The sequence below is a fragment of the Jujubicoccus corallicola genome, assembly GCF_047345645.1.
Taxonomy (GTDB): domain Bacteria; phylum Pseudomonadota; class Alphaproteobacteria; order Rhodobacterales; family Rhodobacteraceae; genus JBLEFH01.
Genome location: NZ_JBLEFH010000002.1, coordinates 44,158 through 58,231, shown reverse-complemented (window position 1 = coordinate 58,231; position 14,074 = coordinate 44,158). Strand labels below are relative to the sequence as shown.

Sequence of the window (14,074 nt, the reverse complement as noted above, 5' to 3'; positions counted from 1 at the left end):
CCTTTTTCTTAATTCTCGTCCTCGTCTTCGTCATCCGTGCTTTCGGGGAGATTGAAGAAGCTGTCCGCATCCGGCACCGCCTCCTCTTTCTTCTCCTCGCTCATCGAAAAATCGCCAAGCGCGCCGATATGCGCCGGGATCTTCGGCCCATCATCGCCCGAGAGGGACTCTTCAGTCGAGACGAGCTTCATCCGCTCCTCGTCGCTCATCACCTCGGTGTTGGTCTTTTTCGCGGCCTTGGCCACGGCGGCATCCAGCTCGCGCTGCTTACAAAGACCAAGCGCGACCGGATCAATCGGCTGAATATTGGCGATATTCCAATGGGTCCGCTCACGGATCGACTGGATGGTCGGCTTGGTGGTGCCCACGAGCTTCGAAATCTGGCTATCCGCCAGCTCCGGGTGGAATTTCACCAACCACGCAATCGCCGACGGGCGATCCTGACGCTTCGACAGCGGCGTATACCGCGGACCTTTGCGCTTTTCCTCGCCCTCGGAGGCCGGATTGAATTTCAGCTTCAACTCCGCCTTGGGGTCATTCTCACAGCGCTCGATCTCGGCCGCATCCAGCTGCTTGGTCTCAATCGGGTCGAGCCCCTTGATCCCTTGCGCCACTTCGCCATCCGCAATGCCATTCACCTCAAGCTCATGCAAATCGCAGAATTTTGCGATCTGCTTGAAGGTCAGCGTCGTATTGTCGATCAGCCACACAGCCGTGGCCTTTTGCATCAGGGGACGGTCCATACCTGTTCTCCACATATAACTCTACCCCGCGTTGAAAACGCGTGCTTCGGTGAGCAATCGGTTTCCGGGGGAACTGCACTCTTGTATAAGCTGAGATGAGGCGAAGTTAAAGAGGCAAAAAATGGGTTTTCTAGGGTTCACGGCGACATTTCTCGGCGCGCTTTTCGGGGAAGACACGCCGGATTTTGACTATTACGTGCTGGCCCTGAGCTGGTCGCCCAGCTTTTGCGAGCGGGTGGATTACGATGCCATTCAATGCGAAGAGGCCGGGCGTACCTTCGTGACCCACGGCCTCTGGCCGCAATATGAAGAGGGGTGGCCGGAATATTGCGATACCGCCGCGCGCGATCCCTCCCGCAGCGAGACCCGCGCGCAGACGGACCTTTTCGGCTCCGGCGATGCGGCCTGGTATCAATGGAAGAAACATGGCCGCTGCTCGGGGTTGGAGCCGGAGGACTATTTCGCGGCCAACCGCGCGGCATACGAGGCCTTCACCATTCCGCCGGTTCTGGAAAAGCTGACCAAGGACATCCGCATCGACCCCAGCGTCGTCGAGGAGGCCGTGCTGGAAGTGAACCCGCAACTCAACGCCGATCAGGTCACGATCACCTGCAAATCCAACATGATCGCCGAGGTCCGCCTGTGCCTTACCAAAGACCTGGAGCCGCGCCGCTGCGGCGACGATGTGATCCGCGATTGCACGCAATCGGGCGTCCGGATGCCGGGGATCAGCCCCTAACAGCGCAGCGAAGCGCCCGCCGAAAAATCCACATGAGCGAGACCATAGGGATCGAGCGATTGTGGAGTTTTCGGCTCCGCATCAGCGGACTTTCAGCGTGATCTTCCCGATATGCGTCAAGCCTTCCATCCGGGCATGCGCCTCAGCAGCATCGGCCAGCGAGAACTCCTCATCCATCACCGGCGCAATCCGGCCCGCATCCAGCAGCGGCCAGACCTTCTCGCGCAACTGATCCGCAATCGCCGCCTTGGCCGCATCCGATTGCGGGCGCAGCGTCGCCCCGGTCACGGTCAACCGCTTGCGCATCACATGCGCGAAATTCACTTCCGCCTTCGGGCCCTGCAAGAATGCGATCAGAACCAGTCGGCCATCCGTGTCGAGCAGATTGATATTCTGCGCGATATAGTCTCCGCCGACCATGTCGAGAATAAGGTTCGCGCCCTCGTCTTTCAGCGCGTCAAACCAATTCTCGTCCCGGTAATTGATCGCCTTCTCCGCGCCAAGCTCCAGACATTTCGCGCATTTCTCCGCGCTCCCCGCCGTGGTGAACACCCGCGCACCGAAATGGCTGGCAAGCTGGATCGCCGTCGTCCCGATCCCGCTGGAGCCGCCATGCACGAGGAATTTCTCGCCCGCCTGCAAACCGCCGCGCATGAAGACCGTGGACCAGACCGTGAAGAACGTCTCCGGCAGCGCCGCCGCTTCACGCATCGACATTCCCGCCGGGATCGCCAGCGCATGATCCGCAGGCGTCACCGCATATTCCGCATAGCCACCGCCGGGGAGAAGCGCGCAAACGTGATCGCCCACTTTCCAGCGGCTCACCGCCGGGCCGACCGCTGCAACGCGGCCCGCACATTCCAGCCCCGGCAAATCGCTCGCCCCTTTCGGCGGCGGATAGCCCCCGGCCCGCTGGATCGCATCGGGGCGGTTCACCCCGGAATAATGGATCTCGATCAAAATCTCGCCCGCGCCCGGCTGCGGCACCGGGCGTTTGGCAGGTTTCAGCACCTCGGGCGCACCGGGTGTGCTGATCTCAACAACGGTCATTTCATCGGGTAGAGCCATCAATACCGCGCCTCCTGATGCGCATAATCCCAGTAAAGTGTGCGGGCGCGTTCAAAGAGCGGGCCAATGCCGATCTCGCGCGCCTCATAGCGGGTGAAGGGCATCACTTTCGACGCGTTGGCCGTGTAGAAAACCTCATCCGCTGTCTCGAAATCCGCCGGGCGCAGCGTCGTCTCGACCACATCCACCCCATCGGCGCGCAGAAGCTGGATCACCCGCTGGCGCGTCAGCCCGTTCAGAAACGTTCCATTCGGCACCGGCGTAAAGACAACACCACCCTTGGCCATGAAAATATTGCTGCTCGCCGTCTCACAAACATTGCCATTGAGATCGCGCGTCAGCCCATTGTCGAACCCACGCTTGCGCGCTTCGGTGAAAATCCGGCTGTTATTGGGATAGAGCGATGCCGCCTTGGCCCCCGTCAGCGCCGTCTCGATACTCGGGCGGCGGAAGGGCGAGAGCGTCAACGCCGCCTCGTGCGGCTCCGGCATCGGGCAATCCTCGATACAGAGCGCAAAGCCGGTGCTTTCGGGGTCACATTCGAGCATCACCGGCCCCGACTCCTTCGACCACATCATCGGGCGGATATAGAGCGGCACCTCTTTAGGATATTTTTTGATCCCCTCCCAGGCGATCTCCAGCACCTCCTCGCCCGTCACCGGCGAGACCATTCCCATCGCCTCCGCGCTCCGCACGATCCGCGCGCAATGCAGCGCCAGATCCGGCGCGGTGCCCTCGAAACTGCGCGCCCCGTCAAACACCTGATTGCCCAGCCACATTGCGAAATCCGCCGCGCCGAGGATCGCCAGATTGCCCTCATGCCACGCACCCTCGTAATAGGTGCGCACCTCTTTGCCTAATGCCATGTCAGTCCTGCTTTACCGATCCCGGAAAGCCTGCAACATGGCGCGGCGCTTGGATGCGGTCAAGAAGCCTGCCCGGCCCCATCTCAAAGAGTTTGCCCAAGGGCGATTTGTTGAACTGCGCCTTGGCCTTTTCGAACTGCATCACATTGTCGATCCGCCGGTCGATAAAGGCGCGGGTGTCCTGCATGTTCTCGCTTTCATCGCCGAGCCAGTAGAGAACCACCGAACTCCACACTGCCGAGAGCGTCGCCCGTTTGCTGTACCAGTTGATGTCATCGCTCTGATCGCCAAGCGCCGTCCAGACCGCATCCGCTGTCTGCCAGATGCAGCGCGTTCCCTCGTTGAAATATTGCGGCATGGCAAACAGCGTCGCGCCCCGCCGAACCGCCTCGCGGTCCGTCACCTCCAGGCGGATCTCCAGCGCCCGCGCCACCTTGTCGCGGAACCGCAGCGCCGAGAGGTCCTCGTCTTTCAGCCGCTGCACCATCAACTGATCGCCGCGCGCGTGATAGCCCATGGCCAGATCCACACCGCCGCGCGGAAACAGCATCTTGGCCAGCGACGGCTCGACCCCTGCCTGCGCCGCGGCGGCGGTCAGATTCTCATCGCTCCATCCATCAAAAACCACATTCTCGGCGGCCGCGGTCAAAATCGCCTCGCGCGCCTCTTCCAAACCCAGCTTGCTCATGGCGGACTCCTCTCGACAAGCCATATCCACTTTGCTATACAGCGGACTTCCTGCTGACTTTAACGAATTTAGGAAGGTGGTGAAAGCCAGTGCAGGTACAGGTTCGTGACAACAACGTCGAACAGGCCATCCGCGCCCTGAAGAAGAAACTTCAGCGTGAAGGTGTGTTTCGTGAAATGAAGCTCAAGCAACATTTCGAGAAGCCCTCCGTGAAAAAGGCCCGTGAGCGTGCCGAAGCGATTCGTCGTCAACGCAAGCTCGCGCGCAAGAAAGCACAGCGCGAAGGTCTGCTCTGAGCCGACCCTCTGGCGGGGCCGACCACGCCCCGACCCGCAGGACAAAATGAAAAACCCCGCTCTCGAGAGCGGGGTTTTTATTTGGGATGAGCGAGGTCCATAATGCATACTGAGTATGCTTTCGCTGCGCCTCCGCCAATTACAACTTTCGGATAGTAGGTTAAAATCGGCAGTCTATACTTGTTAAGCTAGTAGAGACAGGACGCGGGTAGCTGCATTAAGGATACTGGTAGCGCCAACTAATTTATTAGCCAATTTCTTCCGCTCGTCACGAATTTTCTCAAGATCATATTTCGCATCTAAAAGCTGCCCCTCAACAACAGAGTATTCAGTGTCCGCCGTTACTCCCAGCAAACGCCTGTGCTCTTCTTTTAGGTAAGATATTGTGCTTTCCAGAACACCAAGGTCATCATCACTGAGATTATGGTCCTCACGAGCGAGTATAAGCCTCGCCCGCAGTGATTTCACCGCCATAAGTGCTTCTTTGTTAATTATTTTTCCCATTGATCAAAGTCCTTCAACTGCTTCAACCAAGGTGTTTGTTTCCTCGGCTACCGATGTAACCTGCTGAAGAACCTGCTCAAATGTGGCTGTTTCTTCACCTGCAAGTAGATGAGCATCGACCAAACTATTTAAGGTTGCAGGGCCACGTTTAATGATAACAATCTGAGTTGCAAACTCACGTCGTTGCGCATCAAGTCTTTCGTAAAGATCAATCGCGCCCGGCCGGGTCCGCATAGCACTTAAAATGCATCCGGCTGAACGGTCCCAAACAACCATCGCGGCTTCAGAGTCCTGAATCGCCTCAGCTACATCTCGCTCGACAAGCGCTGACAGGATTTCTAGGGTATCAGTCGTTTCATACATTATTCCTCGAATCCGTGCTTGGCGCTGAGATTCCCCCGCCCTGAAGATTAGGTTTCCCAATGCATCAACAACTGGGCTGATCTCGGCAGAGCCTCGAGCAGCAGCCTCAAATTCACCGACACTAACGACAAACCCCTGCCTCGCCTGCGTTAGCTCAGTTATACTTTCACCCCTCGAGGCATCTTCAAGAGCTTCGAGATAGGCCAGAAGGAGCTCACCTGTCTGTTCTTGAGCTAGCGCGAGTGAAGATATTTCCACACGGCTCTCAACTGGCCCGAGTTGAGTTTCAGCTCCTGACAAATATCTACATAAGCGTTGGTATTCGGAGGCTTGCGACAAAGCTGTGCGCTGGACATTTGCAGGTGCACCTAATGCCGACGCGGCAAAGCGAGTTACGTTGTCTAGTTGTTGCGAAGAATCTTCAGAAATGGGCTGGGTGCACCCGATCAAGAATGCAAAAGCCAAAATAGAAGAAACAAAATTCCTCTTTGCGAAGAACACATTGACCTCCCTAAATTTATATACTACCAGTAACATAATAACAAAAATTTGTATTCATCACAAACTCTTTCCATATTTACTTAGGACGCGTAGCGCAACTGAAAGATTTCTTTAGGTAAAAAAGTCGTTTTGGCGCACGACTAACTTCGATCAAGATCGCTGGAAAATCTTCCGCCACAAAAGTCTTAGCGAAAGCCATGTTGTTTCTACCTAGTTTTAAACTAGCTTCGCAAAAGCTGACACCCGAGAGGCTCTCAACAGCTGGCAAGTTAGATCAAACGAGACCAACACAGCGATCATCAATCAGCTTTTGGATGGTCTTACTGCACCCCGCACTGCCCGCCGCGCCGCCCTCTCCCGATACAAAATCAGCAGCCCGCTCCCGATAATCACCGCCGCCCCCAGATACGTGGCCGCATCGGGGATTTCCGCCCAGACCAGCCAGCCGATCAGGGTGGCCCAGAGGAGCGAGCTGTATTCGAGGGGCGCGATCACCACGGCCGGGGCCATGCGGAAGGCTTGGGTCATCATCGTGATCCCTAAGGTCCCGCAGAGCGCGATGGCGGCGAAGAGCCAGAGGTCTTCGAGCCGCAGCGCGGTCCAGAAAAACGGGGTGATGGCGGCGCAGATCACGGCGCTCAGGCCGGTGGAATAGAGCATCAGCGTCCAGACGCTGTCGCCGCGATCCACCCAGCGGGCGCTCAGCATCAGGATGGCGTAGAAAAGTGCCGTGGCAATCGGCAGGAGCGAGGCGAGTTGGAAGGTCGCGCCGCTTGGCCGCACGATGATCAGCACACCGAGAAAGCCAACCACCACCGCCGTCCAGCGCGCCCAGCCGACCTCTTCGCCGAAAAACAGCGCCGCGATGGCCGTGATGAAGAGCGGCGCGACGAAGATCAGCGCCGTGGCTTCGGCCAGTTCGAGGAACATCAGGCTGGAGAAAAACAGCACCGTCGCCGTGACCCAGACCACCGCGCGGATGATATGGATCCCGATCCGCCGCGAGCGCAGCGCCGACGCCCCGCCCATTTTATAGGCGATCAGAAGGGCGACCGGCGTGCTGATGAGATTGCGGATAAAGATGATCTGGATCGGCGCATAACGCTCCGTCAGCGTCTTGGCGAGCGCGTCATTGAGGCAGAGAAACAGGATCCCGACGCTCATCATCAAGATGCCCGCGCTGTGGTTTTGATTGTCTGTGGCTTCGCTCTGCATGACGCCCCCCTTCTCAAGAGGACGCTACAGGCAAACGGCGCGGGCGGCGATGGTTTTTACGCGGCGCTCAATAGGCGCCCGACCGCGCTTCCTCGAAGGTTTGCGGGGCCACCAAATTCTGCCCCTCATCCTCGTCATAGACGATGCGGCTGGTCACGCCGGGCAGCTCCGCGAAACTTTGCGAGAGTTTGCCGGGGTAATAGGTGTGATCCACATTGATCCCCGCCCCGCGAAGGACGTTGGAGACGTGGTTGGAACACATCATCATGCTGCTCGCGCCCTCGGCTTCGGCGAGGCGGCGCAGCTCCAGGGCGGTTTCCATGCTGACGGGCAGCGTCTGGATCAGCGTGTGATGCGTCGTGCGGGCGTGGTAATAGGCATAGGCCTCGAACATCGACGGGAACACGCCATAGAGCACGTCATTGCGCTCGGGCACGTCGGGATGTTTGAAACTGCCTGCAGGGTCATAGAGAACCACTTCGCCGGCATTGATCAGCAGGGCGGAATGGTCGCCCTTGCTGTCGTTCTTATTGCGAAGCATGGTCACGAGCGCAACGAAGGGCGCTTCCTCGCTGACATAGCGCGCGGCCTCAACCTCTGCGTCGGGCGCATAGAGGCTTTCCGCACAGGCGGTCAGGAAGATGAGCGGCAACAGCGCTCGGAACCATTTAAACATAAAGACCTGTCAGACCCGGAAAATCGCGAGGAAAATCATCAGGCAGATCAGAAAGATGATCGTGCGGATGGTCCATTTGACCGTGCCGTCAAAAGTGGCTTTCTGCGCCGTGATATCCATTTCGCCCGGTTTGTGTTCGCTATGCCCTTCGGCCATGTCGCTCTCCTGTCTCTTTCGCTGAGAAATCCCCTATTCGGGCGCGCCGGTCAAGCCTTTGCCGTTTCAGCCTCGCCCGAGAGGCGAAAGCCGATGCGCTCGGCGGTCTCGTTGAGTTTCGGCACGGCGCGGAGCATCAGGTTGAGCTGGCTCACATGCTGGACGAGCTGCGCCTTGTTGCCGCGCTGGTCCATCCCATAGAAGGCAAGGATGTCCGGCGCGAAAAAGGCGAGGCCCTGAATCCGCATCGTCCCGGCGTCGGACCCGGCGAAGCCCATAGCGACTTCCTGTTCACTATCAAGCTGTTTCTCGAAATTCTTGATGTAGAGGATCACCCGCTCATAGGCCCATTCGGCAGGGGATTTGCCCGTCGGGTCCACCTTGGGATCCTTGCGCGCATCCTCCTCGGCCATATGCGGCGCGTCGTCCGTGGCCTTGGCAGCCTTGGCGAGAATTGAGTTCTCCAGAGCGTCTGCGGTGCTGTCGATCATGCGGCCCTCCAAATCCATGCCTCGCCCTCTTTATGGCGGCGCGCGCGGCCCGAGAGCAAGAGGTGGTTGAGATGGCCGATGGTTTCCGCCAGCGCCAGCCCATATTCGCCGCGTCCGATCTGGCGGCGATACATCAGATCGAAGCATTGGGCGGCGGTGCGGCCGTCTCCGAGACCCGCGACGAGGCGATTGAGCGCCTTGTGGTGGTTGGCGATAAGTTGATCCATCCGCTCCGGCAAGCCTGAGAACACGCGCTTGTGTCCCGAGAGGACGAGGTGGTTTGCGGTCGCCCGCGCGCGGATGCGCTCGCAGCTTGTCAGCCAGCCGGTCACGGGGTCCGCCAGCGGTTCGGTCGGGTAGACGCCGAGATTGGGGGAGATGGAGGAGATCACCTGATCGCCCGCAATTAGAATGTCGCCCTCCTCGGACCAGAGCGTCACGTGATCCGGCGCGTGGCCTTGCCCGAACATCACGTCCCAGTTGCGGCCCGCGGCGTGGAGGGTTGCGCCCTCTTCAACCACCCGAAAGCCAAGCGGCATGGGCCAAAGCGCGTCCTTGAAATTGACCGGGCGGCTGGTGCGGCGATGCTCATATTCCTCCGCATCCATCCCGGCTTCGCGGTAGAAGCGCAGCGCCTCGGGCGTCGGCACCGGCTGCTCGTCGAGCGAGAGCATCCGCGCAAAGAGCCACGCCGTGCGGGACATCCAGAGCTCCGCGCCGCGCTCCTGAAACCAGCCCGCCAGCCCGACATGATCGGGGTGGTGATGGGTCACGATCACGCGGGAGACCGGCTTGCCGCCAAGCGGCCCGGCGAGCAGGTTTTCCCATATCTCGCGGGTGGTTTTGGAGTTCAGCCCGGTATCCACAATCGTCCAGCTGTCGCCCTCATCGAGCGCGTAGCAATTGACGTGGTTGAGCGCCATTGGCAGCGGGATGAGGATCCAGAGCACCCCCGGCGCAACCTCTATGGCTGCGCCCGGCTCCGGCGGGTCGGGGAAAGGATAGGAGATCGCCATATGGCGGCGTTACGACTCCAGCGCGCTGTTGTAAAGCAGCTCCGCCCCCTGCCGCGCGCGCACGCACTGGCTATGCGCATCGGCGAGCGTGCAGTTCAGGAAATAGCGCGCCAGCGCCCGGTGCGCGTCATCGGTCGCCGCCTTAATGAGATAATGCCCGCCCATGACCAGCGAAAACGCCATCAGATAAGGCACCGCGCCCGCAAAGCGGTCATTCATCTCGGCGTTCAGCATCCAGTCAGTCGTCTCGCGCAGCGAGTCGAGCGCGGAGAGAAGCGGCGCGCCGTCCTCATCACCCTTGGCGGTCGCCTCGACCTCATCCATCAGCGCGCGCAGCGCATCGCCGCCATCCATCATCTTGCGGCCCACGAGATCCATCGCCTGGATACCGTTGGTGCCCTCATAGATCGCGGTGACGCGCACGTCGCGGTAATATTGCGCCGCCCCGGTTTCCTCGACAAAGCCCATCCCGCCATGGACCTGCACGCCCATTTCGGAGACACGCATCCCGGCCTCGGTCCCGAACGCCTTGGCCATCGGGGTCAGCGCCGCTGCGCGGGCCGACCACGCCTGATCGCCGGTCGCCTTCGCCATGTCGAGCGAGAGCGCGGTGTCGAGGCAAAGCCCGCGGGAGACCGCCGTCAGCGCCTTCATTTCCATGAGCATCCGGCGCACATCCGCATGGGCGATAATGCCCTTGCCATAGCCTTCCACCGGAACGCGGCCCTGCACGCGCTCTTCAGCATAGTCGCGCGCCTTCTGATAGGCCGCTTCGGCAACACCGAGACCCTGCACACCCACGCCAAGGCGGGCGTTGTTCATCATCGTGAACATCGCGGCCATGCCGTCATGCTCCTCACCGACGAGCCAACCGGTGGCGTTCTCATATTCCATGACGCAGGTCGGCGAGCCGTGGAGGCCCATCTTCTCCTCAATGGAGACCACCTGAACGCCGTTGCGCTGGCCCGGCTCGCCATTCTCATCGGGGATGAATTTCGGCACCATGAAGAGCGAAATGCCCTTGGTCCCCGGCTTGCCATCGGGCAGACGCGCCAGCACGAGGTGGCAGACATTCTCGGCGAAATCCGCGTCGCCCCAGGAAATCCAGATCTTGTTGCCGGAGATGGAATAGGTGCCGTCGTCATTGCGCTCGGCCTTGGTGCGCAGCGCGCCGACATCGGAGCCTGCTTGCGGCTCAGAGAGGTTCATCGTGCCGATCCATTCGCCAGAAATCAGTTTCGGCAAATAGGTCGCTTGCAATTCGTCCGAGCCGTGATGCTCCAGCGCCTCGATCTGGCCTTGCGTGAGCAGCGGCGCGAGCGACAGCGAGAGACAGGCCCCGAACATCATCTCATTGACGGCGGTATTGGCGACCATCGGCAGGCCCATCCCGCCATGGTCCTCACCCGCCGAAACCGCGGCCCAGCCCCCTTCGGCGAACTGCTTATAGGCATCATGATAGGCCGGGGAGGCGCGCATCACGCCGTTTTCCAGAACCGTCGGCTCCTCATCGCCCGCGCGGTTGACCGGCGCGAACACGTCATCGGCAATCTTGGCCGCCTCGCTCAGCACCGCAGACAGCGTCTCCGGGCCCGCCTCGGCGAACATTTCCGTCTCTTCGAGACGGTCCGCGCCGATCACATGCTTGAGGTAATGCGAAATTTCCGAAACAGGGGACTGAAATGGCATAGCGCTCTCCTCCTTGCGCATGGCTCTTGCGAAACAGAGCCTAAATTGCTTGTATGCGCGGACCATAACGCGAGGCTCAGGGCGCAAACCAGCGTTCCCCAAGGTTACACAGAGGATCAACGCGGCGTCACCATGAAAAGAACCGAGCGGTTGAAGGATGATTTGACCGGTATTGCGCGCGCGGCGGCGATCCTGAAAGCGGGCGGTCTGGTCGCCCTGCCGACGGAGACGGTTTACGGTCTCGCGGCGGATGCGCTGAACCCGGAGGCGGTGGCGGGGATTTACACCGCCAAGGGGCGCCCGAGTTTCAACCCGCTGATTATCCATGTCTCCAGCCCCTCCATGGCGGGCCGTTTTGCGGAGATCGAAGCCGCGCGCCCGCTCATCAATGCATTCTGGCCGGGGCCGCTCACGCTGGTTCTGCCGCTCCGCGCGAAGAGCGGGATCGCGCCAGCGGTGACGGCGGGCCATGACAGCATCGCGGTGCGGATGCCTGCCCATCCGGTGATGCAATCGGTTCTCGCGGCCTTTAACGGGCCGGTCGCCGCACCCTCCGCCAATCCCTCTGGCCGGATCAGCCCGACCACGGCGGCGCATGTCGAGACGGATATGGACGGCAAAATCGACGCCATTCTCGACGGCGGCGCCTGCGATGTGGGTGTGGAAAGCACGATCATCTCCCTCTTGGACCGTCCGCGCCTGCTGCGACCGGGCGGCGTCCCGGTTCAGGCCATCGAGGCCCTCACCGGCCCGCTGGCGCGCTTTTCAGGCGGCAGCACCGCGCCGAAAGCGCCGGGTATGCTCGCCTCTCATTACGCGCCAGTTCTTCCGGTGCGGCTGAATGCGCAGAAAGCCGAGGACGGTGAGGCGTGGCTGGGCTTCGGGCCGGATCAACCGGACGCGCCGGTGACGATCAATTTGTCGGAAGAGGAAGATCTCGAAGAGGCCGCGACCAATCTCTTCGCGGCACTCCATGAGATTGACGCGGCGGCGCGGGCGGCGGGCCTCACGCAAATCGCCGTGGCCCCGATCCCGGAGGACGGGCTTGGCCTCGCCATCAATGACCGATTGCGCCGCGCTGCGGCTCCGCGGGGTTAGGCGCTGCCGCCGCCGCTGCTCAGGAGGCGAATGTCGATGCCGATCTCGGCAACCGCTTTTTCCCATTTCTCGGCATCCGGCGTCTGAAACACGATCTCGGCGCTCGCCGGACAGGTCAGCCAGTCATTGCGCTGCAACTCCGCCTCAAGCTGCCCGCCGCCCCAACCGGCATAGCCGATGGCAATCAGGAGTTCGCCCGGCCCCTGCCCGACCGCGATGTCTTCGAGAATCTCGCGGGTCGCGGTCATGCGGAACGCGTCCGACACCTCCACCGTCATTTCGTCGCGCCCGTAATCGGGACCATGCAGCACGAAACCCCGGAACCGATCCACAGGGCCGCCGACATGCATCATGACCGCAGGCGCATCCTCTTCCAGCTCAATCTCCATCTGATCCAGCACATCCGAAAAAGCCAGACGCTCCGCCGGATGATTCACGATGAAGCCAAGCGCGCCGTTCTCGTCATGCTCGCAAATCAGCACCACCGAGCGGGCAAAGCGCGGATCGGCCATGCCGGGCATGGCAATGAGAAGCTGACCAGAGAGATATTGCGCATCCATATGAAAAAGATGGCCCTCTGCCCGGCTCTTGGCAAGCCGCCCCTTGCGAAAACCGGGGAAAAGATCGTGATCTCGCAGAAATGCGACTTCCCTTTGCGCGGCAAGAGGCGCATCTTGCGGCCATGTTGAAAGCACTCGCCGCCCTCGCTCTGGCCCTGCCGGGCCTCGCCGCCGCGCAAATGCCGCAACCGGCGCAGATCCAGCTTCTGCCGGGCTGGCGCATGGCCGATGGCACCCATATGGCGGCGCTCGATATCCGGCTCGATCCGGGCTGGAAAACCTATTGGCGCAGCACGGCGACCGGCATCGCGCCGCGTCTCGATTACGGCGCGTCCGAGAATATCGCCGCGCTGGAGCCGATCTTTCCCGCACCGCGCGTGATCCCGCTCAATGGCGGGCAGGTGGTGGGCTATGAGACGCGGCTGACGCTGCCGCTCAAGATCACGCTGAAAGACCCGAACGCGCCGGTGCGGCTCGACCTCAAGGCGGATCTCGGGATTTGCGAGGATGTCTGCCTGCCGCTGACGGCGGAAGTGGCGACGGATCTGCCCGCAGGCTCCGGCGAAACACCTGAAATCACACGCGCACTTGCCGCCGCGCCGCGCGCCGGAACCGCCTACCGCGCGCAATGCGCCATCCAGCCCGCCGGGCGCGATTGGCAGATTACGGCGAATGTGAGCGGCGGCGCAGAGGCCGAGACGATCCTGATTGAAACCGGGACCGACAGTGTTTGGAGCAGCTTTCCGGCGACCGCGCCGCAACCGGACGGCGCGACCGCCACGGCGACGCTTCAGCAATTCACCACCGGCCCGCTGACCCTCTCCCGCGATCAGATCCGCTTGACACTTCTCACCAATTCCGGCGCGTTCGAGATCGAGGGCTGCCCCGCCGGGTGATCACCCGCGCTCATCCTTAGGCGTATCCAGCACCATATAAGTTGTGATCGACGAGACCACGGGCAATGCGCCCAGAACATCGGTGTGGAAGCGCTTGTAATCCGCGAAATCCTGCGACTCGATGCGCAGCAGATATTCCACCGTCCCGGCAATATTGTGGCATTCGCGCACATCCGGCGCGCGCGCCATCGCGTCCTCAAACACGACCTGACTTTTCTTCGTATGCTCATTGAGGCCGACGGCGACATAGGCGATCAGCCCGTTGCCGATCTTCACCGGATCAATGACCGCGCGATACCCCTTGATGACACCGCTGCGCTCCAACTCCTGCACCCGGCGCAGGCAGGCCGAAGGCGACAGCCCCACCTTTTCCGCCAGCGCGAGATTGGAGAGTCGCCCGTCGCGGGACAGTTCACGCAATATTTTCTGATTTATCGCATCCATAACTAGGATATATTGCAAAATATCTTTTCTGAAAACAATTTTTGCAATCTCTCATCGCGCATCTC

The 14,074-nt window shown here is 60.8% G+C and carries 18 protein-coding genes; 4 read left to right on the top strand and 14 right to left on the bottom strand.

Annotated features, from left to right (window positions below):
* Positions 1–8: 8 nt before the first annotated feature.
* Positions 9–743: a cell cycle transcriptional regulator TrcR gene (locus tag ACMA5I_RS03065; RefSeq protein WP_525884766.1), complete on the bottom strand. Its 735-nt coding sequence runs from the start codon at positions 741–743 to the stop codon at positions 9–11.
* A 121-nt stretch (positions 744–864) separates the two neighbouring features.
* On the opposite strand from ACMA5I_RS03065, the gene ACMA5I_RS03060 reads away from it, so the two are divergent.
* Complete coding sequence (locus ACMA5I_RS03060) at positions 865–1,482, top strand: ribonuclease T2 family protein (protein WP_525884765.1); 618 nt, start codon at positions 865–867, stop codon at positions 1,480–1,482.
* 81 nt (positions 1,483–1,563) lie between these two features.
* Here the strand turns inward: ACMA5I_RS03060 and ACMA5I_RS03055 are convergent, their stop codons facing one another.
* The 3 genes from ACMA5I_RS03055 to ACMA5I_RS03045 are packed head-to-tail and all read right to left on the bottom strand — an operon-like array spanning position 1,564 to position 4,104.
* A complete protein-coding gene (locus ACMA5I_RS03055; RefSeq protein WP_525884764.1) occupies positions 1,564–2,550 on the bottom strand; it encodes an NAD(P)H-quinone oxidoreductase in 987 nt (328 codons plus the stop codon).
* Positions 2,550–3,416: a branched-chain amino acid aminotransferase gene (locus ACMA5I_RS03050; protein ID WP_525884763.1), complete on the bottom strand. Its 867-nt coding sequence runs from the start codon at positions 3,414–3,416 to the stop codon at positions 2,550–2,552. The genes ACMA5I_RS03055 and ACMA5I_RS03050 overlap by 1 nt, the downstream gene beginning before the upstream one ends.
* 1 nt (position 3,417) lies before the next feature.
* Entirely contained in the window at positions 3,418–4,104 is a 687-nt protein-coding gene (locus ACMA5I_RS03045) for a COQ9 family protein (RefSeq protein ID WP_525884762.1), read from the bottom strand.
* A gap of 89 nt (positions 4,105–4,193) precedes the next feature.
* Here ACMA5I_RS03045 and rpsU point away from each other — a divergent pair, with 89 nt between their 5' ends.
* Positions 4,194–4,400: a 30S ribosomal protein S21 gene (gene rpsU, locus ACMA5I_RS03040; protein WP_525884761.1), complete on the top strand. Its 207-nt coding sequence runs from the start codon at positions 4,194–4,196 to the stop codon at positions 4,398–4,400.
* Positions 4,401–4,583: 183 nt separating this feature from the next.
* Here rpsU and ACMA5I_RS03035 read toward each other — a convergent pair whose 3' ends face one another.
* From ACMA5I_RS03035 to ACMA5I_RS03000, 8 genes are all read right to left on the bottom strand, one after another.
* On the bottom strand, positions 4,584–4,904 hold the full coding sequence (locus tag ACMA5I_RS03035) for a hypothetical protein (protein ID WP_525884760.1): 321 nt from the start codon (positions 4,902–4,904) through the stop codon (positions 4,584–4,586).
* A gap of 3 nt (positions 4,905–4,907) precedes the next feature.
* Entirely contained in the window at positions 4,908–5,768 is an 861-nt protein-coding gene (locus tag ACMA5I_RS03030; protein ID WP_525884759.1) for a hypothetical protein, read from the bottom strand.
* 303 nt (positions 5,769–6,071) lie between these two features.
* The gene (locus ACMA5I_RS03025) at positions 6,072–6,983 is read right to left on the bottom strand and encodes an EamA family transporter (protein ID WP_525884758.1); all 912 of its coding nucleotides are present in this window, start codon (positions 6,981–6,983) and stop codon (positions 6,072–6,074) included.
* Between the two features lie 67 nt (positions 6,984–7,050).
* Positions 7,051–7,659 carry a hypothetical protein gene (locus tag ACMA5I_RS03020; protein WP_525884757.1) on the bottom strand — a complete coding sequence of 203 codons (609 nt, stop codon included), beginning with the start codon at positions 7,657–7,659 and terminating at the stop codon, positions 7,051–7,053.
* Between the two features lie 9 nt (positions 7,660–7,668).
* Positions 7,669–7,815 (bottom strand): aa3-type cytochrome c oxidase subunit IV, encoded by a 147-nt coding sequence (locus ACMA5I_RS03015; RefSeq protein ID WP_525884756.1) that lies wholly within the window; start codon positions 7,813–7,815, stop codon positions 7,669–7,671.
* Between the two features lie 50 nt (positions 7,816–7,865).
* The gene (locus tag ACMA5I_RS03010; protein WP_525884755.1) at positions 7,866–8,306 is read right to left on the bottom strand and encodes a DUF6173 family protein; all 441 of its coding nucleotides are present in this window, start codon (positions 8,304–8,306) and stop codon (positions 7,866–7,868) included.
* Positions 8,303–9,322, bottom strand: a complete 1,020-nt coding sequence (locus ACMA5I_RS03005; protein ID WP_525884754.1) for an MBL fold metallo-hydrolase — start codon at positions 9,320–9,322, stop codon at positions 8,303–8,305. Before ACMA5I_RS03005 ends, ACMA5I_RS03010 begins: the two co-directional genes overlap by 4 nt.
* A 9-nt stretch (positions 9,323–9,331) precedes the next feature.
* Positions 9,332–11,011: an acyl-CoA dehydrogenase family protein gene (locus ACMA5I_RS03000; protein ID WP_525884753.1), complete on the bottom strand. Its 1,680-nt coding sequence runs from the start codon at positions 11,009–11,011 to the stop codon at positions 9,332–9,334.
* 132 nt (positions 11,012–11,143) lie between these two features.
* On the opposite strand from ACMA5I_RS03000, the gene ACMA5I_RS02995 reads away from it, so the two are divergent.
* Positions 11,144–12,109 (top strand): L-threonylcarbamoyladenylate synthase, encoded by a 966-nt coding sequence (locus tag ACMA5I_RS02995; RefSeq protein WP_525884752.1) that lies wholly within the window; start codon positions 11,144–11,146, stop codon positions 12,107–12,109.
* On the opposite strand, the gene ACMA5I_RS02990 is transcribed toward ACMA5I_RS02995, so the two are convergent.
* The gene (locus ACMA5I_RS02990) at positions 12,106–12,669 is read right to left on the bottom strand and encodes a YqgE/AlgH family protein (RefSeq protein ID WP_525884751.1); all 564 of its coding nucleotides are present in this window, start codon (positions 12,667–12,669) and stop codon (positions 12,106–12,108) included. The two genes, ACMA5I_RS02995 and ACMA5I_RS02990, sit on opposite strands and share 4 nt — an antisense overlap.
* A gap of 122 nt (positions 12,670–12,791) precedes the next feature.
* Between ACMA5I_RS02990 and ACMA5I_RS02985 the strand changes: the two genes are divergently transcribed.
* Entirely contained in the window at positions 12,792–13,565 is a 774-nt protein-coding gene (locus tag ACMA5I_RS02985; protein ID WP_525884750.1) for a protein-disulfide reductase DsbD domain-containing protein, read from the top strand.
* Here the strand turns inward: ACMA5I_RS02985 and ACMA5I_RS02980 are convergent, their stop codons facing one another.
* A complete protein-coding gene (locus ACMA5I_RS02980) occupies positions 13,566–14,009 on the bottom strand; it encodes an Lrp/AsnC family transcriptional regulator (RefSeq protein WP_525884749.1) in 444 nt (147 codons plus the stop codon).
* Between the last annotated feature and the right edge of the window lie 65 nt (positions 14,010–14,074).

Excerpts from the sequence above, each read along its gene's own strand:
- ACMA5I_RS03065 (WP_525884766.1), bottom strand. The coding sequence starts at position 743 with ATGGACCGTCCCCTGATGCAAAAGGCCACGGCTGTGTGGCTGATCGAC.
- ACMA5I_RS03060 (WP_525884765.1), top strand. The coding sequence starts at position 865 with ATGGGTTTTCTAGGGTTCACGGCGACATTTCTCGGCGCGCTTTTCGGG.
- ACMA5I_RS03055 (WP_525884764.1), bottom strand. The coding sequence starts at position 2,550 with ATGGCTCTACCCGATGAAATGACCGTTGTTGAGATCAGCACACCCGGT.
- ACMA5I_RS03050 (WP_525884763.1), bottom strand. The coding sequence starts at position 3,416 with ATGGCATTAGGCAAAGAGGTGCGCACCTATTACGAGGGTGCGTGGCAT.
- ACMA5I_RS03045 (WP_525884762.1), bottom strand. The coding sequence starts at position 4,104 with ATGAGCAAGCTGGGTTTGGAAGAGGCGCGCGAGGCGATTTTGACCGCG.
- ACMA5I_RS03035 (WP_525884760.1), bottom strand. The coding sequence starts at position 4,904 with ATGGGAAAAATAATTAACAAAGAAGCACTTATGGCGGTGAAATCACTG.
- ACMA5I_RS03025 (WP_525884758.1), bottom strand. The coding sequence starts at position 6,983 with ATGCAGAGCGAAGCCACAGACAATCAAAACCACAGCGCGGGCATCTTG.
- ACMA5I_RS03020 (WP_525884757.1), bottom strand. The coding sequence starts at position 7,659 with ATGTTTAAATGGTTCCGAGCGCTGTTGCCGCTCATCTTCCTGACCGCC.
- ACMA5I_RS03015 (WP_525884756.1), bottom strand. The coding sequence starts at position 7,815 with ATGGCCGAAGGGCATAGCGAACACAAACCGGGCGAAATGGATATCACG.
- ACMA5I_RS03010 (WP_525884755.1), bottom strand. The coding sequence starts at position 8,306 with ATGATCGACAGCACCGCAGACGCTCTGGAGAACTCAATTCTCGCCAAG.
- ACMA5I_RS03005 (WP_525884754.1), bottom strand. The coding sequence starts at position 9,322 with ATGGCGATCTCCTATCCTTTCCCCGACCCGCCGGAGCCGGGCGCAGCC.
- ACMA5I_RS03000 (WP_525884753.1), bottom strand. The coding sequence starts at position 11,011 with ATGCCATTTCAGTCCCCTGTTTCGGAAATTTCGCATTACCTCAAGCAT.
- ACMA5I_RS02995 (WP_525884752.1), top strand. The coding sequence starts at position 11,144 with ATGAAAAGAACCGAGCGGTTGAAGGATGATTTGACCGGTATTGCGCGC.
- ACMA5I_RS02990 (WP_525884751.1), bottom strand. The coding sequence starts at position 12,669 with ATGGATGCGCAATATCTCTCTGGTCAGCTTCTCATTGCCATGCCCGGC.
- ACMA5I_RS02985 (WP_525884750.1), top strand. The coding sequence starts at position 12,792 with ATGTTGAAAGCACTCGCCGCCCTCGCTCTGGCCCTGCCGGGCCTCGCC.
- ACMA5I_RS02980 (WP_525884749.1), bottom strand. The coding sequence starts at position 14,009 with ATGGATGCGATAAATCAGAAAATATTGCGTGAACTGTCCCGCGACGGG.